This window comes from Deltaproteobacteria bacterium (genome assembly GCA_021737785.1).
GTDB lineage: Bacteria > Desulfobacterota > DSM-4660 > Desulfatiglandales > Desulfatiglandaceae > AUK324.
In genome coordinates this window covers 1-24,030 of the sequence record JAIPDI010000050.1, presented here as the reverse complement: position 1 = coordinate 24,030, position 24,030 = coordinate 1, and the positions used below count along the sequence as shown (strand labels likewise).

The following is a 24,030-nucleotide window of genomic DNA, read 5'->3' as shown; positions in this document are numbered from 1 at the left end:
CAACCCATGGTCTCCGCCCCGTCTGCGGTCCGCTACAACAAGGCCTTTTGAATGATGTCGATTGAAAATGGTTTTCCATGTGCAGGATAAATTGTCTTCGCACCTTCTTTAATCAGCAATTCCCAGCTTTTTCTCACCTGTTTCATGTCTTTCGCCAAGATAGGCAGCCCCGGGCTGAAACGCAATGGAAACCCGCCCATGGCCAAGTCTCCAACAAAGGCGTCGCCTGTCTCCAGCAAGACGGTGACGGACCCAATGGAATGGCCGGGGGTATATATAATCTTTCCTGGAATCCCATACTCAGATAACGGAAACTCTCCATCTTCCAAGACGATATCCACATCGGTCGCGGCATAATGAACCAATGGAAGAAAAACGGCCATAATCTTCACAAAAATCTTCCCCCAGACCGTTACCCCTGGAGGAAGCGGCTTGAATGATTTCTCCAGACAGTCCTTTTCCCGCTGATGCATGGCAAGCTTCGCCCCTGTGAGTTCCTTAATCTCTTTGGCGGATCCGATATGATCCCAATGTCCATGGGTAAGCACAACAAGTCTGATGTCTTCAGGTTTTATTGACAGTCTCTTAACGCCTTTCCTGAAGGCTTTTATCTGATTCGGCGATCCGCCGTCAATCATGATGATTCCTTCTCCACGAACGATATAGCAGTGATCGGCGCCTAATTTGATCGGGTGAATACTGATTTCCATCTCTCAGTCCTCCATCTTGATCGGTCATGGGACCCTGCCGGGCCGTCCCCTCTTAGGCCCTTACTCACTGGTCTTCTGTCATGAAAGACAAGAAAATATTGGTCATGCTCAACTGCACGCTTATCTTCCGTCATTCCGGGCACGGTTTTGGCCGGAATGCGGAAATACCCCGGACTGGATTCCAGGCTAAGGGCATGCCGGGATGACTGAACGGCACACAGCCGTTTTGGTTTCGGGCATCCGCGTTTTTGTAACATCCCGGAAAAAAAGTGCTTGTGCCCCACGCATCATATTGGCGCAAGCTTGGACTGTCAACCGGGATGATAAGATCGCATGGCATGTGGAGATGGCAAAGTCCGGCTTGGAAGCGCAAAAACATCCCTTTTCTTTTCCGACCGTTCATGGCATAAAGTGATGAAGATTCGAACCAACCTTCAGCGGAATCCCTTATAGAAGAAGTGTCTACGCACATGCATCAAAAAGGAAATAGATCACAGTCTCACCCATGGGTCGTGTTCGGCGTCATTGCCGGGTGTTACCTGTTTGTCTATTTTCATCGGGTATCCACGTCCGTCATCGCCCCCGACCTTCTGGAGGCATTTCAGACCAATGCCACCGCCCTTGGGTTCATGTCGTCCATGTATTTCTATCTGTATGCCCTGGAACAGCCCATCGTCGGCTATCTCTCGGACCGGTTGGGACCGAGGCGGGTGGTGGCATATTGGTCCCTTTTGGCCGGCGCCGCGACCATTCTATTTGGTCTGGCCCCCTCTATCGGTTGGGCCTCGGTATGGCGGGCCGTGATCGGTTTCGGGGTAGGCGGGGTGTATGTCCCTGCCTTGAAGGCCTTTTCCCAGTGGTTCAAGGTACGCCAATTTTCCACCATGACCGGACTTCTTCTGGCAGTAGGGAACCTGGGCGCCATCGTGGCCACCACCCCGCTGGCATGGATGGCCAGGACATGGGGATGGCGCAACGCATTTTTTGTAATCGGCGCCGCCACCTTCTGTCTCGCCTTTGCCGTTTTGATACTGATCAAGGATTTCAGCCCAAGCAAAACCCCTTCAACCAGGAAACCTGAAGCCCCATTGCCGATGGACTCGAACGAGGCGCCATCCGCCATCGGAGTTCTCATGTCCTTGCGCTTCTGGGTCCTGGCCATCATCTTTGCCGGCTTTTTCGGCACCTTTTTGACCTTTCAAGGTCTCTGGGCCACCCCCTATCTGGTCAGCATTTATGCCATGGATCAGATGCGGGCCAGTGGACTGAACATGCTGGTTCCGATCGGGTTCATGGTGGGTGCGCCGGTGTTCGGCCGCCTCGCCGACCGGCTGTTTCAGGACAAGGCCAACATGCTCATCACCACATTGGCTCTGGAAAGCGCTATCTGGGGCGTCCTCACCTTCGGTTGGCAAGTCACCGGCCCTTCGGCAATGGGGGTTGCGCTCTTTCTTATGGGTGCGATCGCCGGGGGCTTTATTACCGCATTGTGGGCACTGGTCAACGAAACCACATCCAGGGAGATCCTGGGCACTGTGTCGGGACTCTTAAACACATCGCCTTTTCTCGGGGTGGCCGCCATGCAGGTGATCACCGGTTACCTCCTGGACCGTTCCGGCCAAGTCAATGGAACCTACCCCCCGGAAGCGTTCCAAGCGGCCCTTTTGGCCTGTCTCCTCGTAATGTCAGCGTGTCTCGCCCTGTGTACCGGATTCAAAAAGGCATTGAGCAGCTGACACATGACTGCTTCCCCGGCGGTCGATCAGAGCAAACCTTCATAATACTGCTTGGCCGGAAAGCAGGCTTTTCGCCCGGGAAAATCCCCGAAATCCGAAGCCCAAAACGGCTCAATGACAGAAATAATGTGGTTTCAATTTGGTATTTCTGAGAATTGTGAATCGGGCATGGAATACGGAGCGACCTTGCGATGTAGATTGGGCTCAGGGCTTCCGCCAGCAGCATACCAGAAAGGCCCCGGTATCGAGCCCGTGTAACCGGCCCTCCTGTTCGATCTCCTTTGCCCTTTTCGGGTCTTCGTCTTTTTGAAAATGGACGGCCGTCCGGCATGTGCACGGCACCGCAGACAGATGCCGCATATTCTCCGGGGACCTGAAGACCACATCCTGAAAAAGGGAATGCCTTTCTTTTCCCGAACGCCGTCTCCGCTCTGCCCAGGGGCTGAGGCTGTTCAGGGTCGCCGCCACGATGATGCCCCCCGGCCGGGTCACCCGGAAGAGTTCATCCACCGCGGTCCGGGCGTCCTGGATGAACTCGATGGCGGTGATGGACATGGATTTGTCAAAGGTATGGTCTTTAAAGGGCAGCGTGTTCATATCCCCCTGGACCGCCGTGAACGGATCCCCGGAAAGCTTTTCCCGTGCCCTCGCGAGCATGGGAAGGGACAGCTCAAGGCCAACCACCCGTGCACCTGTTAGGAGCAAATCCTGGGTAAAGACCCCAGTCCCGCACCCGGCATCCAGTATCCGCTCTTCCCTGGCAGGCCTCAGCATGTCAAGAACCAATTCTGTTTCGTACGTCTTGATCAGCCTTCCCATGGGAGTCTCGAACCACTGATCATATTTCTCGGGCCACGGGTCGAAAACCTTTGTCGTCTTCATTGGGATCCCTCCGCAACAATCAAAATAACTTCTTTTGCCCTATCTGTAAACAGTGGTAAGCCGCAAGAATGTATATTTTATTTTGAAAGCCGTTGTCACAGAGAAAGCAGTTGAGAAACCAGATATCTTGACAATTGAAGTGGCGGGTTGATAGGTTAGTCGACAGGAAGGTGGGCTTGGGGGTTCAAATTTTGAAGATGCGACGAGTGCCTCATATGGAGATGCCTTCACACTCCCCGCATCCGGTTATTCGATCAAAATATCCATGAAGGAAGCGAAATCCGAGACATGACTACTCACGATATAGTAATGGGAATCATCACTTCGCGGAACTGCCCCACCTGCGGGCATCATGAAGTGGGTTATGAGACAGTTGACGGCACATTTGTCCCCCTGAGGCCAGGGGACCGGATCGCCCTATTGCCGAAATCTCCGGCGGCCGGTCCGGAGGACGCGATAGAGCCACCTCCAATGCCCGTCCATGCAGAGGAGAAAGATCCTGCCCATTGGGCCGTATGGGTCCCGGAACCCCTTCGGTCCGACCGGGGCCTGTGTCGCAAATACGGGGTCCCCGTCGACAAGGCGCTTGTCAGAGGAGATATGTCCCCGGGCCTTTATGAAATGGCCTACAGGCAAAAACTGCAGTGGCTAATCGAAAAGGAGGCATATACCCCCGTGTCCGTGATCCTGGACCGGTTTTTTGTGGCCCCGCATCTTGCATCAGGAAATGCAAAGCAGGCGGCCGATGCCCTGTGGGCGGAATTGGACGAAATAAAGGGCCCCGTGACACGGGTGGCGGCATGGCTTCGGGATAAGAGTGAACCATCCCTTGTGAAGATGATTCATCCCAAAACCAGCGATGACCTCACGGGCGATATGTTGGGCGATGATCAATTGAAAGAGGAACTTGACAGGATGTCGCTGGAGGAATTTCTTGAGGCCCTCTGATCCGCAGGATTAAAGCCCCCGGCATACCGGGTCATCATTCACCAATATCCGACAGCGGCAGGAGATGACAGGCAACGGGTCAAGCAGGGTCAGGAGTTCCGAAACGGCCATGGTATCCCAGTTGAAATGGTCAGGGGAAACCGCGGTGGGCGCCCACGCAACAGATATATGCAGGTGCGGCGCCATAGGGAAGGCGGACCGGCCCGGTGGGGCCACCGTGGCAATGGCCTCCCCACGCTTCACTGCCGTGCCCGCGCGGATATTTTTTCGAGGACGGGTATGCCCGTAGATCGTATAATACCTTTCGTCGTCTCGATCAGGAACAGGATGTTCCACAATGACGGATTTACCCAGAAAATCGTGGATAATGCCGACGACCACGCCGTCGGACATTACCGGAATGGGGGTTGCTTCACTCAGACGGAGGACCCTCTCCTCCTGATCCCTGTACAGCAACAGATCCAGCCCTTCGTGGGGTCGGTTCCTCCGGCCCCTGTCTCCCCACCATTTGCCCGTGGACCGAAACAACATGCCGGGACAGAAGAGCCATTCCTTTACACCCGGCAGATCCAGCCCATACAACTTTCCGAAACCGCCCTCCCCTCCTCGGTTCCGGATCACCTGGCCTGTCTCTGATTGTTCATGCGAAGCCGGTTGGCCTCCATTCTGGCGATTTCAATCATCACCCTGTAGCCCAAGCTTGGATCGGCATTCATCACCTGTTGAAAACCTTTATGGTTCAGCAGGACAACCCTTGATTTACTCATGAGCACCACGTCCGCAGTGGCAGGGACATCCTCCAGAAACTCGATTTCGCCCACCAGTGAATTTACCGGGAGGACACGTACGTTCTCGCCGTTGATCCTGATGCGGACCTCGCTGTCGAGAGCGATGGCCATCTTCTCTGCCCGTTTTCCCTGTTCGATGATCAGATCCCCATCTTTCCGTTGTACCAGTTCAGCGATTTCCGCCACCTTATGCAACTGGTCTTTATCCAGCCGTTGAAAAACCGGAACCTGCTGCAATGCGCTGACCAGGGTCTCAGGAGAACCCGGGGTTTCGGACCCAGAACAGACCGCCGCAATGCCGAAACACCCGATCCATAAGCAAAACAGAACGGAGATAACGCCCTTTCCTTTCACATGCATCGTCCACCTCCCTCTTCCGGGATCAAGCTTCCTTTTTCATCTTCGGCAATGAGAAAGTCTATGATTTTTCGCTTGTCCGATTCAGGCTCGAACAATTCTCTCAATGCATAATAGGCTTCGTAGCCGTCCGGACTTGTGGCATAATAAAAGTCCTCGGCCAATCTTGAGAACGTGTTAAGGTTTTGCTGATCAATGCATGCCTGAGTATAATGCGTGATAAGGAGGCTGAGGACATTTTCAAATTCATTGAAGTATGCCAGGTCGGAAAGAAGATCGAGCCTGCCGGGATAGTTGTCCAGGCCATATAGAATAAGGGCCTTGAGATTTTGATTTGCCTTTCTAAAATATTTCCTGATCAGTGGGTGATTGGGATCATCCGAGGCCTTTTCTTCTGTAAAACACTCGAATATTTTTTCTGATAATGGCTTCCCGTTCTCAAAAAATGCGACCAGATCCCTTTGACGCTGGTTTTCCGGCTTGGCGTTCCTTTCTTCGATCTCTTCCTGATCATCATCGTCTTCCACGTACTCAAAGCCTAACTCCTCAAGTTTCGAGACATAATCCTCCGGGTAAGTACGAAAAATTTCATCCACTTTGTCACGGAGTATTTCGTTTTTGAGTTTTTCGTAATCATCCAGGATAGAATCCTTTGTCTTCTTGCCCATTATTTGAACCCTTCCTTATCTATATTAGATCTCCTGAGGCGGCCCGGCATGTCCCTCTCCATATCCCTCAAGGACCGGCCTTCCATGCACCCCCCATTTTCAACAAAAACCGTTTAAAATCAAGATCAAATTTGGCGCATTCCAGAGTTCAGGGCGTTTATCCGGCCCACCCGGTTTCGCGCGATTGTCCGAACCTCGCCTTTACATTGTAAAACTGTGGGATGGATGGGAGGGGTCGAGCAGGGTTTCCTCGGTTTCCGCGCCACAGAACCGTTCCAGCATACGTGCCACGCGGTCCCGCGTCTCGATGGCCGCTTTCTCGCTCTCTTCGCCGAGGGCGTCAATATTCATAACGATGCAGCTTGTTGTTTCGTTGATCAACGTGGTGTGTCCGTTTCGCCAGTTCCATCGGCGACACATGACCTCGCCGGATTCCGCCACCACATAGATGATTTCTCCAGGTTCTGGGTGCTCCCTGATATCCGGTTGCCCGAGGGGGGTGAAGGTCTCGCTTCCATCGGCATACCGCAACTCAAGGCATTTTCCCGCCCTGTCCATGTCGTCTCCACCCACAGGCATCTTGCTGATAATCGAATTATAGTTCATGACAGCGACGACCTTGTTGATAAAGGGAATATGGGCCCCGGCTTTCTGGACCCGCTTGAGGAGGGCGCAGTGGGCCGGCGGGAACTTGTTGGGATTTGAATTGAACCCGCGGTGCGCCTCGCTCCATATCATCGCGCGGGGATCCCCCTTCAGGTCTATCGGATGCTCTGCCGCTTGGGTGATTGCCTGTTGCAGCAGGGATTCAAGCTCCTCAGGGTGACCTTGATTATCAATATCTTTTGCGATCACGATTCCCCTTCGAAAAGACGGATAGGCATCGAATACCCCTTCATGAATGCGAACTTCAAGCATTGTATGTCATCTCCTTTTTGGCAGGACGGGATGATCAGGCTGTCCCTGCAGCCAGAACCCGCCTCACAATTTTGGGCACTATACCGTTTGCACCACATGAGGTCAAATACAGATATCTTCTGCGCCAACAAAACTTCATTCGAAGCGGGCCGGGAAGCTCCTTTCTGCCGGGTGATGTGCCGTGAAGTCTGTGCAATCCGGGGGTTCAATCCCAATCATGCAACACCCTGAGCCGGCCAGACGGCCACAACCAACCAGGTTTCACCCAAGTCCCAAAAGCGTTCCGGGCGGGCAAACTTCTTCGCACGTTGCAGAGAAGTTGCAGACAATGGGTCCAATAAAACCATGACTCTGTCTGTTGGATGATATTGAAGGAAAGGATAAAAAGAGGACAGGGCCGGTGATCTCCGGGGCATCGGGCCCGGAAAAAATTTGAGGAGATATCGATTACACCGCAGGATTGAGATTCCCTGGCCGCTGATCATGACCTTCGGGTATAGACGATCTCCATCATCTTTTCTTGTTTACCCGTCTTATCCGTACTGTACATCTCAAACTCATGCCTATTCTCGTCCACAATTCTGGTCACGGAACGCCACTTCATGGGGCCTTTTATGGGGTCATCGTGGTGGCAAAACTGAGTAATGGTCTTGCCGTCTTCATCGGCAATGCCCTCAAAAAAAAGAATAGCGGTCGACATGGAATCCATCCAGGTGGATACGTACGTCCTGGTATAATTGTCGTATCCCAAGACACCGATGCCGGTGAAGGGGGTTCCCATCATTTCTCCCCGGAACTCCTGCTGCAGAAAGCGTCCGCCAAGGATCATTTTCTGTTCGCAGGTGCCGGCATTTTCCATAGGAGGCTTGCCGGGCTCCGTCCAGAACCTGTTTGCGGTGTTCCAATTCCCTTCCATGGCCGCAAGCACCTTGTGGGGCTCGCCCGGAGTTCCCAGTTTTCGATAGATTTCCATTACCGCCTGCACGTCCATTTCTTCCTGTTTTCCTTCCAAGGCCATAACAAATCTCCTTTTCCTAAGGCGGCATGACGGCCGCAACCAAACAGGTTTTCACCTAACGACAAAACGCCTGTGTGCTGTTCCATCATTCCGGCATGCCCTTAGCCGGAATCCACTCCGGGTATTTCTGGATTCCGGCCACAAACCGTGCCGGAATGGCGGAAGGGTAAGTGTGCAGTCGAAGGATAGCCAGATTTTTCTGTTTTTTATGACATAAAACTTGGCAATAAGATACTAAACCTCCCGGAACCGTTCCGGACGGCAACCTTCTTCGCTCGTTATAGAAAAGTCAGCGCTTCCAAGCGCCTTCAATACAGAAGCATATCACCACTGTTTAAGCAAGAAGCAAATACAGGAATACCCCTAAATTGGGTCAGGCTTTTGTGTAGCCCATGGAGCATGGATCAGGCAGGAACCGCCACAGGTCTTCTCAAATATGGGCAGAATATCCGGATTGAAGGTCACTTTCCTGTACCGCCGTATTTTTTGAGAAATACATGATGGACCCCATTGGTCTTGCCTCTTGTGGAAAAATACAGTATAAGTGCTTCATAATGATAGATGAATACACTAGGTTTAAAGAAAGGAGCTGCCTGTGCTGGGCATTATATCAAGAGACTGGTGGATTTATGTTCTGAGGGGAATTCTGGCCATCGCCTTCGGGTTATTGGCCCTCCTCTGGCCTGGATTAACCCTCGGGGTGCTGGTGTTTCTTTTCGGCATTTACGTAATCTTTGAAGGCGTTTTGGCCCTCTCAGCGGCCTTTCGCAACCGGCAGCGGCGCCTGTGGTGGGTGCTTTTCCTGGAAGGGATTGCAGGTATCGTAGTGGGGATATTTGCATTTGCCTGGCCGGGACTTACTGCGGTAATTCTTCTCCTGTTCATCGCCATCTGGGCCATTCTGACCGGGATCCTGGAAATTACAGCTGCAATACAGCTTCGAAAACAGTTGAAGGGCGAATGGGCACTCGGGCTTACCGGCATATTGTCCATCCTGATTGGACTTTTTCTTCTGATCAGCCCCGGGCCGGGGGCTCTGGCCCTGATCTGGCTGATCGGAATTTATGCCATCCTTTTCGGTGTGCTTCTGTTGATTCTGGGCTTCAAGCTAAGGGATGCATAAGCGTTCACCGGTTCAGGGTTCAAGGTTACACTGATTGCCCCACGATCATTCTTGCATCGACCACGAATAACCTGTCCCCGCATCCCTTGAGCGGATTGAGATCGAGCTCGGTGATAACCGGAAAATCAGACACCAGACGGCCCAACCTTTCAATGTAACCGGTCAGAAGTTCCACGGAGATCCCCTTCTGTCCACGGATCCCCTCAAGGATGGGATAGCCCCGGATGCCCGTCACCATCTCACGGCACTCTTCCCTCGACAGAGGGGCGAGTGCAAACCGGACATCCTTCAATACCTCCGTATAGATACCCCCCAGGCCGAACATCACCAGGTGGCCGAGACCGTCGGTGCGACTCGCCCCCAGGATCACCTCGATACCCCCCACCATCTCCTGGACCACCACACCCTCTGCGCCCGATATCGACATCAACTCGTGCCAGGACCGTTCCGCGTCTCCCATACCGGTGATTCCCAGCCTCACGCCGCCGAGATCACTCTTATGGAGAGGCCCGAGGACCTTGATCGCCAGGGGAAAGCCTGTAATTTCGCAGGCTGTCTTGAATTCCTCGAATGACGCGGCTTCTGCCTGGCCCGGAAAAACAAACCCTCCCTTTTGAAGGGCCTCCGTCACCACATGTACGGGTAAGGACCCGGTGTGTTCTGACAATATCTTATCAATGCCCACCCGGTCATAGTCTTTCAGGTCCCCGGAGATCTCAAAGACCGGCCGCCTGCGCAGCACTTTGCCCAGGGCGCTCCCCAGGTTCACCTCATCGGGAAAATAGAAATTGCCGCTGTCGGTAAATTCCCTGATCAAGCCGGTGCATGTGCTGACAGAGGTCAACGAGGGCACCACGGGGATGGGGGAGGTCTTCATGGCCCGGGCGACCTCCCGATAGATCTCCCTGTTATCGGACATTCCCGGATTTGCTACCTGGATGGCAATGACATCGATGTTTCCGGTCTCCAGTTCACCAATCGTGAAAAGGAGCTGCCGTACCTGAGAGGCCGTTCTGGATGGAAGGCAGTCGATGGGGTTGGCCACCGAACCCTCCGGGGGGAGTATCCGTCGCAGCCGCTCTTGAGTATTTGCGCCAAGCACCGGCAAAACGAGGCCCTGCCGCTCCAGTTCATCGGTGAGCATCACGCCCGGACCTCCTGCATCGGTAATGACAAGGGCGCGGTTACCCTTAAGCGCCCCGCCCGTGGCCTGGAGCGCACAGGCCACATCTATGAGTTCCATCTTGCTCTTCACCCGTATGATGCCCGCCTTATCGAACAGGGCCTGAACCGTGATATCATCGGAGGCCATGGCGCCAGTGTGGCTTGCCGCGGCCCTGGCGCCCGATTGTGAAACACCGGATTTGATGGCCACGATGGCGCACCCCTTTCGGGTCAGGTTCCGGGCGTGTTTCAACAGGAGTCCGGGTTTCTTAAGGGCCTCCAGGTAAAGCATCAGGATGGGCGAGCCCTCTTTCCCATAATTTTCATCATACAGCGCGATCAGGTCCTCCACACCGATTTGTGCGGAATTCCCCACGTTCACCACGTTACAGAAGGACAGACCGCGCAGCACTGCCTGCTCCATCACCAGGTCCACGGTGGCCCCGGACCCGCTGATGAAATCGATGGACCGGGCTTTCAGTTGCGGAATGATGCCCGCGAACTTTCCACTGTAGCAGGGGGTCATGAAACCGGAGCAGTTCGGCCCGATGAGGGTCATCTTGAAACGCTGTGCAATGGAAAGAAGCCGCTTTTCCTCTGTTTTTCCTTTCTCGTCCTTCTCACCGAAACCCGCGGAAAGGATGACGACGGCCGTGGTTCCCTTTTGGCCAAGCTGCTCCAGGGCCTCCGCCACACGCGCAGCCGGAATGGCGACAACGGCAAGCTCCGGCACACCGGGCAGATCGGTGATGGAGGCGAATGTGGGAAGGCCCATGACCCGAGTCCCGCCCGGGTTTACCACATGGAGGGTCCCCTGATAATGATGCTCAACAATATTGGCAAGCACCTTTCCCCCGGGCTTGCTGCGGTTTTCACTACCCCCGACCACCACAATGCGTTGAGGCTTGAAAAGGGCATCAAATACTTGCGACGAACGATCGTCTTTCATTTTCACTTCCTTTCACCGGTCCTGACGGCGAAGCAGATAATCCGTATAAATTTTGACATACGCTATCCAGCTTCGCTCCGCTCACAATTTGCTTTGCTTCTGAAATGCCCTGGCCACGGAATGAATCGCAAAACAGGGAACTCCGTTTTTGTCCCTTTGTGTCTCTGTGTCTTTGTGTGAGACATTTCTTTGGTCCGCTCTCATATTTTTTCCATGAAGAACACCAATGCCTTATCCGAAAGGACCTTGCCTCTATGTTTATGGGAAGGTCCGTCAGGGATGTAAATTCCATCCCCTTGACAATATGTAATTGTACCGCCGGCATATTCGATTTCCATTTTTCCACTGATCAGGTAGCCGCAATGCCCCTTTTCACACCAATGGGGAGGCATTTCCTTTGAATACTCAACCAGCCGGATACGCCGGCCATCGCGATCAGCGTATTTCTGCCTCACCCCGATCATCGGCGTTTCCCATTCTATCTGATCAAAACGTATCTGGTAAGGGACGGTCATTTTAGTCTCCGTTACGTTAAACGAAACTAAGGGATCTTTACGGATTTGAAAAGGCCGTTCACCACATCATCCCGTGGTCATGAACGTAATCGCCGATCCGGATCATCCGCGCCATCTCCTCAGTGCTGAGCGGACCCAGATCCAACGTCCTGAGCGCCTCGTCCATCTGATGGGAATTCTTTGGCCCACACACGCACACATCCACTGACGGATTTGTCAGGGCAAAGCGGTAGCAGTGACTGGCGGGCGGCGGGTCCTCCCCCGGGGGCATCCTCTTTTTCTTGAGAAGCTGACCCCACCGCGTGGCCGTGTAAGAGACGATCCCGGGCCTCCCTTCCCCCTGAATATGCGGAAATATCTCCTGCTCCGCCCCCCTGTGGGCCGCGTTGTAGCGCACGTGAAAGAGGTCAAATACCCCGAGCCTCGCGAGTTCCGGGAAGAGGCTTCGGTTGTGGCCCGAGAGCGCCAGAAACCGAACCATCCCCTTCTCCTTCATGGCCGCAGCCCTTTCCAGTATTCGATTTGACGGAGATCTGTTGTGCCAGCCCAGAAGCAGGACATCCGCGTGGTCCTGGCCGAGAGTCTTCAGGGCCTTTTGTGCAAATGACTCCATGAGAAGTGCGGACCTTGAATAGCTCTGGATCACAAGGATAATATCATCCCGTTTTCCTTTGCCGCAGATGTTTCGAATGGCGTCCCGCATGCCGCACTTTCGCATGGAACCCCAGTAAAAATAGTTGCAGCCCATTTCAAATGCCCTTTCAAAGGCACTTGCGGGCGCCCCGTACCCGGCCGCGAGACCGAGGGGACCCGCCTCGAGCCCCGTGCTTCCCAGCCGCCGCTTTTCTTTGAAATTCATATCTTTTCCCTCCGGCATTCAAGGTCAACATCAGTGATTTATACCAATCCCAGGTGATGCGGCAAAATGCGATTACATAAAGCCGCGCGCCTATCCCTTATTGGCGAAAAGGCTTAATGAGATAGGTTCCTTGTCCTGGCCGAATATGCATGGCGCATTCCGCCAACCGCGATATGGATCTCTTCTCTTCACCTATCCATCAACATGCGACCCAGCCGGCCCGAACCGGCCGACTGCGGGTGTGGCAGGGTGGCATAAAAAAAGGTTTAAAATTCAGTGATACTGCTGTCTGCGCACTGAATATGAGTCTTTCAATCTGTTCATGAATTCAGCGCCATTATCATAATGCGCTTTTGACATCCTTGGCATGACCTCATCAATATAACAGTCTTCGCATACTAGCTTTGAATGCAGCAGTTTCGCATCTCCATCCGGAATCGATTTCTTACACTTTGTGCAAATTGGCATTACAAACCTCTCAATACACGATTATAAGAAGCACTTAATGGCATTTCGCTAAAGAGCCTGCCAAAAAAGCGTTTTACCTCTGAAAAACCTCCTCTGAGATCTCTCTTCAAAAATCATCGGGCACATCTACACCATGAATGACCGAATAAAGCGCTGAACCGCGCTTTTCCCCTGGTACACACCGAAGTGCCCTTCGCAGAGGATATCCGCATCCAGCTCCAGGAGCATTTTCAATGAATTCCGGTAGGCCTCTGGGTCGGAGAGAAGTGAAGGGTCGAGAGGGCCGTGAACATCTTGACCGAACAAGACGGTCTTGCCTTCCATCTCGGTTGTATAGACCAGAGACCCGGGAGAATGGCCCGGCCAATGATAAGCATTTACCTGTCCGCCTCCGATGGAAAGAGGATAAACGTCTTCCTGGATCTTGATGTCAATGCCGAGGGGCCGCATCCGTGACCCGTACCACGAAGCCGCAGTCACCTCACTGTCTCCGGATTCCAGATAGATCGCATCCAGGGCATGGGCAACGATCCGGCAGCCATATGCGTTTCTGACGGCTTCAGCGCCGCCCGTATGGTCATAATGGCAATGGGTGAGCAGCAGATACGAAATGGTCACTGTTTCAGGGATACACCTGGAAATGTTGGATACCAGGGCCTCATGTGCCCTCCCACACCCGGCATCGATGAGGGCCGCCCTGTCTCCGAAACGCACCAGGTAGATGGCGGCGTCTTCAGCCGCTGTGAATCCCGGACCTCCCACCTGCCACAAATTTGAAAGAATGTCTGATGCCATAAGGAAACCCCTCCTACCCTATTCATCATTTCCCGGTGCCAAGGCCGACCTAGGATCTGTTAACAGCCGAAAGCACCTGGGTTTACCTGATATGTCTTGCTCTTCCCTTGTTGTCCTGAATCCTAAGCCTCGGGTTTCTCACCAGGGTGACCTGTAAACGCGACGACAGAACTTCTTCGCGTCTCACGCCCTCTGTCTGGCGGATTCTTCAGTCCTCGGACTGTCGGTCCGTTCTCAGTTCTCCCACTTGAACTGAAATTCGACTTCCTCGCGGTTTCCATCCCTTTCGTGTTCAATGCTGAATGTGGCATGGGCCGGGACGCGGATCCTCTCTCCCGCGACCTGGATCTGATACGGCTTGCCGCTCTCCAGGCAGTCGGCCAGGCGTCTCAACTTGGCCGCTGTCTGCTTGATGGAATAGGTTTTCTCCAGATCTCTTTCCTTCTTCTTCACCATCGCCTTACCTCCCTTGTCGGTCATTCAATTTTCCATCCACTCGCCAACCGCACTCACCCGCACAAGTCCTCTGGATAGACGCCTTGGTCCAAATGCCCTCCAAGCCCCTTTGGTCAAGAAGAAAACTTCTCACCCTCTGCGTTCAGTGAGATCGAACGCGTTGGGGATAGAGGACTTGGCACATAAGCCTCACCTTCTACTTCATGCCGGTTTTGACCGGCCCTTTCCGGACATCCCACAAGCCTTCACGTTTTGTGACTCAGATCGGCCTAGACCGCATCGAACCAGCTCATTTCCGGCTCACTATCGGCTCGCATTCGAGGTCCCAGCCGGGTCGTGGAATCCCTTGATCAATTGCAACCCTGATGGGCCGAAAATTGTGGCGATGTCCTTCCATTTTTCATATCGCTTAAGCACCTCAATCGGAAGCGAATCCATCTGTTTGTCAATCCGCCTATGTTCTTCGATTCGCCACATATTATTTAGAGTATATACCCTTTTTGATATGTCAAGCCAGTTTTTCAAGAGCATAACGATTATGATTATATTCAGAGGGCGTCGCAGGCAATCCACTGGAATATTTTGTGGGATGGGGCACAGACTCCTTGCCTTCACCTTTCGCTGCTGCTTGCCCCAGCACCTGATGTCACCCGGCTCCATTTTATAAATTTTTGCCCCCTTTCGACAATTCCATCCAAGTCATAACCGTGGCACATCGTTTCATGACGGCGCCCAAAAAATTTCCCCGCCTGCATGAGCAGGAGGTTAGCCAGGCGCGCCAGCATGCCCTCCCGATCTTTTATCGTCTATGAATATCTTCCGGCGCTCTATCTCCCGGATCATGATGTGGTGCAACACACCGGGCGCGTCCAAGCGGGGTTCCCTGGGCATGCCAGATCATTAACAAAAAAACTCATTATCTTTTCAACTTACTTTTTAACCGGTGCCGCCCCTCCCATTTCCAGTGCCCGAAAAGGCCTTCGCCTTTGCCGACGCGATGGCCCATATTTCACGACGCCATTGCTGTTGACACACAAGCCCGTTCCTGCTACAGTCCGTTTCCGCAAACAAGACGCTCTATCACCCCACCTTTCTTCACCTCATGGCACCGGAGGCAACCGGCCTCCATCAATCGATCGAGGAGGCTATGGCTAATGAAACAACGGATCAGAATCGCTAACTTATTTCTGTTGATCCTTTCCGGGATCGTCACTGTTTTCATCGCAGTCGGATGCTCATCGTCTGAAACTTCAACGTCGGGAGAACAACCACTGCCCCCGGACTTCTTCTTCGCCGCGCTTCACCCGGTCGACGGCAATCCAATTGCCCTGCAGCTTGTTGCTCAGGGAGTGTCGATAGACGGCGATACGTCGGGCGAAAAGCACGGGCTGATAGTCGACGGCGACAGGATGAGCCCGGAGGAATTGGCCGACAATCAGACAATCAGGAGCTACCTGAAAAACGATAAGACGCTGCTGGTGCTAAATGCAAGCGGCCAGCACAAGCAGGCGCTGGTGAAACTCATAGGCATCGCATTTGGCAACGACACGAGTCTTGGGTACGTCGTGATTCCAGATCCTTCCAACAGTGGAAGACGAATGACGATTATTGATCATCCCCGCGCCATCGAGTGGGATCTTTCCGATTTCAGCGTAAGCAATCCGGAGGGCGACCCAATAGACTTCGAGATGGATGGTGATGCGTTTGTGACAGGCCAGGCGTATTTTAAGAGCGACATTGAAAATGTCACGGGACCCTACCGGTTTGTGGAGCGAATTGTAGACAGATTGTGGGAAAACAGGATAATTCTTGCAGAAGCAAGCGACAACAGCGACATTCCGCCTGAATTGAAGAACTATCAGTGGCGATACATCCCGGAATACGACTGGAAGCTGAATAACGCATGGTGGAGAATGTACAAGGGGCAGGCAAAACTCTACTTCCCATCGCCCCAGTATCCCGAAGGATACCAGGCAGGCAACATCTCGCCCACCGTCTTTGTCAGTCTGTATCTCGACAATTCGCCAAACAACGCCAACGGGGACTTCCAGTACCTCGTGGTTGACCACCAGGGAGCGGCAGACCCGATTTCAGGCCCCAATTCGACAGATTCGGGAAATAATGTGGCCATGCCAATCAATGACAAGTCATATTATTCGCTGTACACCGACCAGGGATACGATCCGGTCAAACTCACCGGGTTCGGTTATGCTCAAATGCAGTACCTGTTCTCATTCACACCAGAGTTTACCGACTATAGCAATTTCCATTTTTACAGCGCAAGCCCGGCGAATAAGGTTGAAGATACGACATATACTTCAGGGTATGATCTGGATGTGGGCTTCAACAAGGAGGGCGTGGAAGGGAGGGCCGGGATAAGCCATGAGACGGAAACCGACGTTTCCGACTGGGAAGTGGACAATCTTTCCAACACCGGTATGATGAATTTTTACTGGAACTGGTACTCGATGAACCCGAAATTCACCGAGCACATCAATCATCTCAACAACAACAACTGCAAACTGTTCCAGCCTCAATCGTCGGGAGTGCTGATGACGAAGCAGGTTTCAAGTGCAACATACAAGTTTCAGATGCAATATGGAGTCAACCAGATATCTGAAGATGCCCGGTACGGAATCATTCATCACTACGTGGGCCGATTCGACGCCAAGAAAAACTTTGCGCAGAGACAGGACGTCACCGTGGATTTCAGCAGCGTGCTGTACCCCATCATGGAACTGATCGCGGCATCTCCAATCCAGGTCAAGGGAGGCTCGCCCTCAACCGGTACGGTTACCATTGACACGCCAGCCCCCGAAGGCGGCGTGACGGTCAGCCTGGAGTCCAGTAACACCACGTGGGCGACAGTGCCCGATACGGTCATCATACCGGATGGGCAGGAGTCGCAGGATTTTACCATTACCACGTATACAGTGACGGGAAGTCCGACGGTGACCATCCGTGCGACGCTCAACAAGGTGACGGTCAACGTGAACCTGGTGGTGAAGGAATAGGTAACCGTAAAACGCAATCGATGGGCATTCGCCATTGCATTTAGGCATTGAGTCGGACCACGGAATCATGTTAATATGCGAGCCATATCCTCCCGGAAATATCCATGGATGGGGGGATGGGGACCAGACTCCCTGCCTTCACCTTTCGCTGCTGCCTGCCCATGCACAGTGTGTGACGCGGTTCCATTCCATAGATTTCCGCCACCCCTTCCGCAATTCGGTCCAGGTCATAACCGTGGCGCTTTAATTCGTAACGGCGCTCATATTCTTGCCCCGCCTGCATAAGAAGGAGGTTAGCCAGGCGCTCTCTCGCCACAGTTCAATCCCAATAATGCGTTTTTCCTGTCAAAAAACGCGATATAGCCCGAAAATGAGGGGCATTTCGAGAATATTCGACTTAATCCCTGGTGGTTAGCTTGGCCCGACCCCCATCACACCCATCATACGAAGCCTGAGTGCGTGATAGGTGATAAGGCGAGGTGATAAGGACTCCCTTTTTCGGGCTCTGACCACACGGGATTCGGCCTTGGGAGCCGAGGGGAATATTGCCCTGGGATATTTTGGCTGCAACGGGGGTTGAAAGATTTGGAACAATATTTGCATGTTCCATCCTCACAGGATAGGGCATGGCAGCCCATAGAAACCATATGCGTTATTGACCCCGGAAACTTATTGAGGATTTGGCTGTGCTGGAAAAGAATTTGATCGTTTCGCAACAAATTGGCCGACAGAAAACCGCCGAACGTTTGGCACAGGAGCGACCCTTATCAAGAGGCTCAGAACGCTCCCGCAATCTCAGCTTTAGCGGGATATTCAGAGCATGCCTTGAAGAAGGGAAAAAGACAGGGCTGACAGCCCAGGATTATCTGTCCAATCCTGTTATTGTAAGATCAGCGCCGTCTTCAGGGGCTTTTCAAAGAAGGATCGAACGCTCTCCAGTCAAGACCATAGAGTCTGCTAAAAAACTGGATCCGCAGCCTACCGATGTTTCCCCCAAAGGCAAGCAAAAAGAGGTAAAAGCTTCCGGAAAAGATACCGTGTCGCAGAAAATCGAAAAAAGTATTCAGAATGCAGCTCAAAAGTATTCATTGCCGCCTGAGCTGATAAGGGGTGTGATTCAGGCTGAATCGAGTTTTCGGGTCCATGCCATTTCTTCTGCCGGGGCCAGGGGCCTGATGCAGTTGATGCCCGCAACAGCCAGTTCCCTGGGGGTAGAAGATCCATTTGATATTGATCAGAATATTGATGGCGGAAGCCGCTATTTGAGATCCATGCTCGATCGGTTCGGAAATGATCTGAATAAGGCCCTTGCGGCGTATAACGCGGGTCCTGGTACGGTTGAACGATACAACGGAAGTGTGCCCTATCAGGAGACCCGGAACTATGTGAAGCGGGTCCGCGAGTATTCCCAAATGACGGCATGACGGCGCGGTCAAGCTGGTGGGAAAAGGTTTCATCAGGGAGGTATTTTTTGCCTCGTGGTTAGGTGAGGTAATCCCTTCGGGACGTCCCGAAAACTTTCCGTCCTGAAAATTTTCACGGTTCATGCGCCGGTTAGGTAATTTTTGTGATCTCCCTTTTATAGCACTGAGGGCAGATACCGTGAGAGGCCATGGCACCGGAAATATCATGGACATATTCTTCCACCGAGATCCACTTGCCCGTTTTATCCTGTACCTTCTTGCAATAACTGCAGATCGGGTAAATCTTACTCAAATCATCAAGCAAACGATCCCGGCGGTCTATCTCCTCCTTGGCTAAAATAATGCGAAGGGACAGTTCGATCATCCTTTTGATCTGCTTGACCAGTTTGATGTGTGTGTCATTATGCGCGTTCTGCTTGTTGTCAAGGAAACACACAGTCCCGAACTGTTTTCCATCGGAGCGTTCAATGGGCAATCCCAGGTAGGAGATCATGTGCAGGTCGACTGCAGCAGGATTGTCTTTCCACTGAGAATCTTGGAGAGCATTTGAAATTAGATTAAGCCCCCTGCTTTTCAGAGTATGCTCACAGTACCATCCGGAATCCGGGTACTGTGACTTGTACGCTGCCGGATAGGGGTTGCCCTCAGTCTCACTTGAGAGGAGGATCTCAATTTCATTACCGTCAACGCGCGTGATCAGCCCCGCAGGCACGCAAAGGATCTCAGCTGTGTCATCAAGCAGGTTCTGCCATTCTTTCAAAACGTCTTCGGTGATCTTTTCCCGATTGTACGGGTTTGCATCCATATTTTCCATATTCATCCCCATGTTTTTTGTATAAGATAACGTCTTATAAAGTACTAAACCTAACGTGGAATTCGATTAACGTCTTTAGGTCCAGCACTCGAAGGGTGTGGGCTCTGAAATCAATTTCCACCGTGTGCTCAGGAAATCCTCATAGGATCTCCCCCCTCAATAATTGCCAATACATCCAGCGGGCCAATACGGGTCGTAAGGAGCACGTGGCCCTTCCCCGACAGGTCGAGTGTCTTTGGTTCAATCAACTTGTCATCCAAGCGACGCTGAACAGCCTCAATAGATTTGAGAAAGGCAAATAACCTGGCGATATTCTCAGGGGATTGGTTGTGAACAATGTCCACATCCATTGTTGTGACCGGGGCTCCTTGGATTAGGCGGCAAGGCCTCCGACCAAAATAAAATCGACCTTTGCCTTTAGAAGCCCCTCCAGAGCTTCACTCAGGCTTGCGCTCGTTGGCTTTCCGCTGCCTGTAGGCATCTCTCAGCTCCAGAATTGTACGAAAAGCGTTATCGTTTGCCAGCAATCGCTCTTCGGGCGACATCCTTAAGAACATGGCGACTAATCCCTTGTCCACACCGGAGTGGTCATCAATTTTGGGTTCCTCAGACATGCTATGACCTCTTTTGAACTATGAAGCGATCCTGTTAGCGAAGAACTCTCGGCTTAACTGGAGCGCGTTTTAAGCATGCCTTATACATAAAATATGAGTCAAGCGTAGCCCCCTTTATTACACTTGGTTTAGGCAGCATGTAACGGTTGAATGTGAGATAGTTCCTTGTGAAACAGCTGTTCGGAATCCCACAAATCCCGGGAATGTTGTGCAGTCAGCCAAAATTCTGGAGAGTTTCCAAAAAGGCGAGATAATCTAAGCGCCATAGCAGGTGTTATGGCACGCCGTTCTCTCAAAATTTCATTCACAGTTTGGCGTGACACCCCCAGGGCCTTAGCCAAGGTCGTTGCGGTCAGATCAAAATCCGGCATGAAGTCCTCTCTGAGCATTTCACCAGGATGTGTTGGCGGCATTTCTCGCTTCTTTGAGTTAGATAAAGCCATCTTCCTATCCTCTAATGATAATCGGTTATTTCAACGTCGTAGGCATCGCCTTCAAGGAAACGGAAACAAATTCGCCATTGGTCGTTGATCGATATTGAATGTTGTCCTTTTCGATCTCCTTTTAGTGCGTGCAGCCGATTACTTGGGGGAACCAAGAGGTCATTCAGGTTCGTTGCGTAATGGATGTATTCCAAGCGCCTTACAGCTCTCTTGGCCAAATCGGGTGCCAGGCGTCTTGATTTGCCAACAGTAAAAAGCTGCTGCGTTTCCTTATCGGCAAATGTTTTGATCATGTTAGGATTGTAAATCGTCACGTGACAATTGTCAACCGAAATAGCGTTCACTCAAATGGACTGACGATACGGATGGGGACCAGAATCCTTGCCTTCATCTTTCGCTGCTCCTACTGCACAGCATCTCACCCGGCTCCATAAACTTCAGCCACTTTTTCGGCAATTCCATCCAAGTCATAACCCTGACACATTGATTCGTAACGGCACCCAACAAATTCCCCCGCCTGCATGAGCAGGAGGTCAGCCGGGCGCTCTCCCGCCATGGTTCAATTCCAATAATGCGTTTTCCCTGCCAAAAAGCGCGACATAAACCGAAAATGAGGGGGCATTTCGAGAGTATCCGTTTTAATCCCTGGTAGTCAGCTTGGCCCGACCCCCACCACTGACCTCTCTGATCAGCTCACCGCATAACCGGTCAGCAGCCTTCGCATGATCGAGGCAACAGGAACGCTCCGTCCCGGTGCAAAGAAGGAGGTGTACGTGGTTGGTCATGAGCCTATGCGTAACAGGGCGTCATTATATCCCGCGATGTCAATTTTATTTATACTCGGTGCGTAAGTATGGACAAGACTTGATCCGTTATCACAGCACAACACCACCAAACGTGCTTACACCAATTTGCATGAGGTCCTCACTGATAATCAGGTTTCCCAAGAAGTTCTGCCCGGCATTTTCCAGATGCGACATCGGAGCCATGCCCGGCACGATATGGTTGATAACCAGCGTCTTGACATTGCAAAACGTTGCAACCTGCCCGACCCGTTCAATTTGCGTGTGCGCGCTTAACATGTGCTCCTTAAGGACATAAAGCGGTGAGGTCTTGGCCGGGTTTTCCCCAAACTTTTTATTGACCCATGCCGTGTCGATAACCTCATGAACCAAAACATCAGCGCCGTCAGCAAGTATCTGCAGGTTGCCATAAGCGAGTTCCGGATCTCCTTTCACAAGGTCTCGGTTGCCTGTAGTGTTGGGGCCCGTATCGCCCGAGAAAACTACCGATCCATCAGGCGTGTCGAACCGAAATGCAAATGCCGGATATGCCTGATGATGATCCACGAGCGTGGCCTGCACGCTGACGCCGTTTTCGTCTCTGCCACCCCCCGCGGGATATACCGGAAACGGCGCCATCAAAGGGCAGGTGGGGCTGTCCTGGGTTTGGAGAAGCCTGCCGATCTCAGTAACCTCCACCAGACTTCTGTAGTTGGGATATCCGTCATCGAGCATGAGATCATTGACGGCCTGGGCAAAGGCCTGCAGGACAAGGTCGGTCATCTGTATGGTACCGGGCGTTGGAGTGACCAAGGCAGGATCCGAATTGTCTGTCCAGATAATCCATGAGTCTATCTCCTTATCCGGGATATTGGGATTATTGTTGATATCCAGCTGTCCTCGGTTGCAGGGACCTATGACCTGCAGTGGATTTTGGCCCCAGCCATAAGGCGAAGGATTGCCGAGATGGCACCCGGCACCGATCAGGAGTAAGTTGGCGTAATCGGCGATATGGTCCTGATGGAGATGCGTAAAGAAGAGCGCTTTCACTTTGTCGAGAAAGGTAGAAGACGGATTGTCCATATATGAGCCGTCCGCATTTACAACACTCTGTGAATTGAACGCCTCGTTAAGCCGGGCAGTGGAACCCTGTCCAAGATCAATGAGATAGATCGTGTCGTTAACGACCAGCGCCGATGAGGAGCTCGCGCGGTTTGATCCCGGCCAGTAGCTCACACCACCGGATGACCCCAGGATCACGAGCCTGGTGTTAAACCTGTCCGGACCGCTGGCAGCTGTGGACCCTGAAGAGCATCCTCCCAGCACTGTCCCGCAGAGGCCTGTCAGGAAAGGCACCGCGGCAAGGGATCCGGCGCCTTTAAGAAAAGCCCGCCGTGACAGACGTTGTTTAATTGCTTCGCCAACCAAATTCATGAATACCTCCTGTTGTCTGACCGATGGTATCTGGCCACTGTGCTCGAAAAGGAAAGAGGTGATAACAGGTTATAAGAACTCGTTTTTTTGAGCAAGAGATATACCCAAAACGGGTTTGGGCGTCAAGGGAAATGTGTCCGCAGGATGTTGTAGTCCGAGCGAGTCGCCACAATAGGAGAATCTTGGTTCGGGACGGGCGTGCATTTGGTGAGCGTCACGTGCTCCTATGACGCCGGGAAATCCGAAAATGATGGGAATTGGGGTATACGAACCATTGGAAGCAATCATTTCTATTAAGGCAGGCGGCGAATGTCTCTGAATACTGGGATCCACCGCCTATAGCCGACTATGTTGAACTCAACATAATACAAGATTCGGCATGACCGCCCATGCGTAACAGGGCCTCATTGTTTCCTCTACGAGACCGGATAACCGCTCAAGGAAATCCTCCCTGTCTTTGTCATCCTCAAAGATCCTTCTCAGTTCGATTCCTGGGATGATGATGCGATGCAGGGCTGAAGGACCATCTATGCGAGCTTGGCGGGGCATGGATTCCGATTACCCACTTCATCCTAAGATGTCAACAAAGAAACAACGTTCTGCCAACGTCCCGTTCTGCCTGTAGCCATCTCTCAGCTCCAGAATTGTACGAAACGCGTTATCGTTTGCCAGCAATCGCTCCTCGGGCGACATGCTTAAGAACATGGCGACTAATCCCTTGTCCACACCGGATTGCTTATCAATTTTGGGTTCCTCAGACATGCCATGACCTCTTTTGAACTATGAAGCGATCCCGCAGTTCGTCCTTACTGCTCACTTGAATCCGGCTTTGCGCAGGGCGTCCATCCGACGTTCCAGATGAGCCGCCTCTTTATATCTGTAGGTGCCTAGTCTGTCAACGCGCGCCAAGGAGAATCCGGGGTCGAGCCTGCGCACCTCTTCCGCATGGTTGCGAGCCTTCTCCTCCAGACCCAGTTCCCCGTAAATCTCCGCCAGGAACAGATGCGCACTGTTAACCGAAATTCGTGGCCAATTTCATTTTCAGGGCCGAAATCAGGCTATTCTTAAAATCGGCATCTAATAATTTCAATAGGTTATGTTATCCATAAAGGATGTAGTGCCAAAAAATGATCACCAGGGCTTGACTCGGG

Annotated in this window: 25 protein-coding genes; 5 read left to right on the top strand and 20 right to left on the bottom strand. The window is 52.4% G+C overall.

The genetic code is table 11. The features are described from left to right. Window positions 1-32 precede the first annotated feature (32 nt). Entirely contained in the window at window positions 33-710 is a 678-nt protein-coding gene (locus K9N21_19640) for an MBL fold metallo-hydrolase (GenBank protein MCF8146126.1), read from the bottom strand. 470 nt (window positions 711-1,180) lie between these two features. Here K9N21_19640 and K9N21_19635 point away from each other — a divergent pair, with 470 nt between their 5' ends. After that, window positions 1,181-2,446 (top strand): MFS transporter, encoded by a 1,266-nt coding sequence (locus tag K9N21_19635; GenBank protein MCF8146125.1) that lies wholly within the window; start codon window positions 1,181-1,183, stop codon window positions 2,444-2,446. A gap of 204 nt (window positions 2,447-2,650) precedes the next feature. Here K9N21_19635 and K9N21_19630 read toward each other — a convergent pair whose 3' ends face one another. Next, entirely contained in the window at window positions 2,651-3,328 is a 678-nt protein-coding gene (locus K9N21_19630; protein ID MCF8146124.1) for a methyltransferase domain-containing protein, read from the bottom strand. A 288-nt stretch (window positions 3,329-3,616) separates the two neighbouring features. On the opposite strand from K9N21_19630, the gene K9N21_19625 reads away from it, so the two are divergent. Then, complete coding sequence (locus K9N21_19625; protein MCF8146123.1) at window positions 3,617-4,276, top strand: hypothetical protein; 660 nt, start codon at window positions 3,617-3,619, stop codon at window positions 4,274-4,276. Between the two features lie 9 nt (window positions 4,277-4,285). Here the strand turns inward: K9N21_19625 and K9N21_19620 are convergent, their stop codons facing one another. The 5 genes from K9N21_19620 to K9N21_19600 form a co-directional block, all read right to left on the bottom strand. Further along, window positions 4,286-4,897 (bottom strand): M23 family metallopeptidase, encoded by a 612-nt coding sequence (locus tag K9N21_19620; GenBank protein MCF8146122.1) that lies wholly within the window; start codon window positions 4,895-4,897, stop codon window positions 4,286-4,288. Then, entirely contained in the window at window positions 4,894-5,424 is a 531-nt protein-coding gene (locus tag K9N21_19615) for a cyclic nucleotide-binding domain-containing protein (protein MCF8146121.1), read from the bottom strand. Before K9N21_19615 ends, K9N21_19620 begins: the two co-directional genes overlap by 4 nt. Beyond that, complete coding sequence (locus K9N21_19610; protein MCF8146120.1) at window positions 5,415-6,089, bottom strand: hypothetical protein; 675 nt, start codon at window positions 6,087-6,089, stop codon at window positions 5,415-5,417. Before K9N21_19610 ends, K9N21_19615 begins: the two co-directional genes overlap by 10 nt. A gap of 201 nt (window positions 6,090-6,290) precedes the next feature. Next, window positions 6,291-7,007: a hypothetical protein gene (locus tag K9N21_19605; GenBank protein MCF8146119.1), complete on the bottom strand. Its 717-nt coding sequence runs from the start codon at window positions 7,005-7,007 to the stop codon at window positions 6,291-6,293. Window positions 7,008-7,488: 481 nt separating this feature from the next. Then, window positions 7,489-8,025, bottom strand: coding sequence for a DUF1579 domain-containing protein (locus tag K9N21_19600; protein ID MCF8146118.1), 537 nt, complete (start codon window positions 8,023-8,025; stop codon window positions 7,489-7,491). 598 nt (window positions 8,026-8,623) lie between these two features. Here K9N21_19600 and K9N21_19595 point away from each other — a divergent pair. Continuing rightward, complete coding sequence (locus tag K9N21_19595) at window positions 8,624-9,148, top strand: HdeD family acid-resistance protein (protein MCF8146117.1); 525 nt, start codon at window positions 8,624-8,626, stop codon at window positions 9,146-9,148. A 25-nt stretch (window positions 9,149-9,173) separates the two neighbouring features. Here the strand turns inward: K9N21_19595 and K9N21_19590 are convergent, their stop codons facing one another. The 5 genes from K9N21_19590 to K9N21_19570 all read right to left on the bottom strand — a co-directional run bounded on the left by K9N21_19590 (window position 9,174) and on the right by K9N21_19570 (window position 14,354). Further along, on the bottom strand, window positions 9,174-11,261 hold the full coding sequence (locus tag K9N21_19590; protein MCF8146116.1) for an acetate--CoA ligase family protein: 2,088 nt from the start codon (window positions 11,259-11,261) through the stop codon (window positions 9,174-9,176). A 200-nt stretch (window positions 11,262-11,461) separates the two neighbouring features. Continuing rightward, window positions 11,462-11,776 (bottom strand): cupin domain-containing protein, encoded by a 315-nt coding sequence (locus K9N21_19585; GenBank protein MCF8146115.1) that lies wholly within the window; start codon window positions 11,774-11,776, stop codon window positions 11,462-11,464. A gap of 58 nt (window positions 11,777-11,834) precedes the next feature. Then, window positions 11,835-12,635 carry a hypothetical protein gene (locus tag K9N21_19580; protein ID MCF8146114.1) on the bottom strand — a complete coding sequence of 267 codons (801 nt, stop codon included), beginning with the start codon at window positions 12,633-12,635 and terminating at the stop codon, window positions 11,835-11,837. Between the two features lie 594 nt (window positions 12,636-13,229). Next, complete coding sequence (locus tag K9N21_19575; GenBank protein MCF8146113.1) at window positions 13,230-13,898, bottom strand: MBL fold metallo-hydrolase; 669 nt, start codon at window positions 13,896-13,898, stop codon at window positions 13,230-13,232. Window positions 13,899-14,132: 234 nt separating this feature from the next. Next, window positions 14,133-14,354, bottom strand: coding sequence for an amphi-Trp domain-containing protein (locus K9N21_19570; protein MCF8146112.1), 222 nt, complete (start codon window positions 14,352-14,354; stop codon window positions 14,133-14,135). 1,154 nt (window positions 14,355-15,508) lie between these two features. Between K9N21_19570 and K9N21_19565 the strand changes: the two genes are divergently transcribed. Beyond that, complete coding sequence (locus K9N21_19565) at window positions 15,509-17,368, top strand: hypothetical protein (GenBank protein MCF8146111.1); 1,860 nt, start codon at window positions 15,509-15,511, stop codon at window positions 17,366-17,368. 70 nt (window positions 17,369-17,438) lie between these two features. Here the strand turns inward: K9N21_19565 and K9N21_19560 are convergent, their stop codons facing one another. Further along, complete coding sequence (locus tag K9N21_19560) at window positions 17,439-17,684, bottom strand: hypothetical protein (GenBank protein MCF8146110.1); 246 nt, start codon at window positions 17,682-17,684, stop codon at window positions 17,439-17,441. Window positions 17,685-18,216: 532 nt separating this feature from the next. Between K9N21_19560 and K9N21_19555 the strand changes: the two genes are divergently transcribed. Further along, entirely contained in the window at window positions 18,217-18,792 is a 576-nt protein-coding gene (locus K9N21_19555; protein MCF8146109.1) for a lytic transglycosylase domain-containing protein, read from the top strand. 130 nt (window positions 18,793-18,922) lie between these two features. On the opposite strand, the gene K9N21_19550 is transcribed toward K9N21_19555, so the two are convergent. The 7 genes from K9N21_19550 to K9N21_19520 all read right to left on the bottom strand — a co-directional run bounded on the left by K9N21_19550 (window position 18,923) and on the right by K9N21_19520 (window position 23,641). Further along, window positions 18,923-19,606, bottom strand: coding sequence for a GAF domain-containing protein (locus K9N21_19550; protein ID MCF8146108.1), 684 nt, complete (start codon window positions 19,604-19,606; stop codon window positions 18,923-18,925). Window positions 19,607-19,734: 128 nt separating this feature from the next. Then, window positions 19,735-19,956, bottom strand: coding sequence for a hypothetical protein (locus K9N21_19545; GenBank protein MCF8146107.1), 222 nt, complete (start codon window positions 19,954-19,956; stop codon window positions 19,735-19,737). An 87-nt stretch (window positions 19,957-20,043) separates the two neighbouring features. Continuing rightward, the gene (locus K9N21_19540) at window positions 20,044-20,220 is read right to left on the bottom strand and encodes a hypothetical protein (protein MCF8146106.1); all 177 of its coding nucleotides are present in this window, start codon (window positions 20,218-20,220) and stop codon (window positions 20,044-20,046) included. Window positions 20,221-20,348: 128 nt separating this feature from the next. Then, complete coding sequence (locus K9N21_19535; protein ID MCF8146105.1) at window positions 20,349-20,663, bottom strand: HigA family addiction module antidote protein; 315 nt, start codon at window positions 20,661-20,663, stop codon at window positions 20,349-20,351. An 11-nt stretch (window positions 20,664-20,674) separates the two neighbouring features. Continuing rightward, window positions 20,675-20,956, bottom strand: a complete 282-nt coding sequence (locus K9N21_19530) for a type II toxin-antitoxin system RelE/ParE family toxin (protein ID MCF8146104.1) — start codon at window positions 20,954-20,956, stop codon at window positions 20,675-20,677. Window positions 20,957-21,538: 582 nt separating this feature from the next. After that, entirely contained in the window at window positions 21,539-22,681 is a 1,143-nt protein-coding gene (locus tag K9N21_19525) for an MBL fold metallo-hydrolase (protein MCF8146103.1), read from the bottom strand. A gap of 765 nt (window positions 22,682-23,446) precedes the next feature. After that, window positions 23,447-23,641: a hypothetical protein gene (locus K9N21_19520; protein MCF8146102.1), complete on the bottom strand. Its 195-nt coding sequence runs from the start codon at window positions 23,639-23,641 to the stop codon at window positions 23,447-23,449. Window positions 23,642-24,030: the final 389 nt, after the last annotated feature.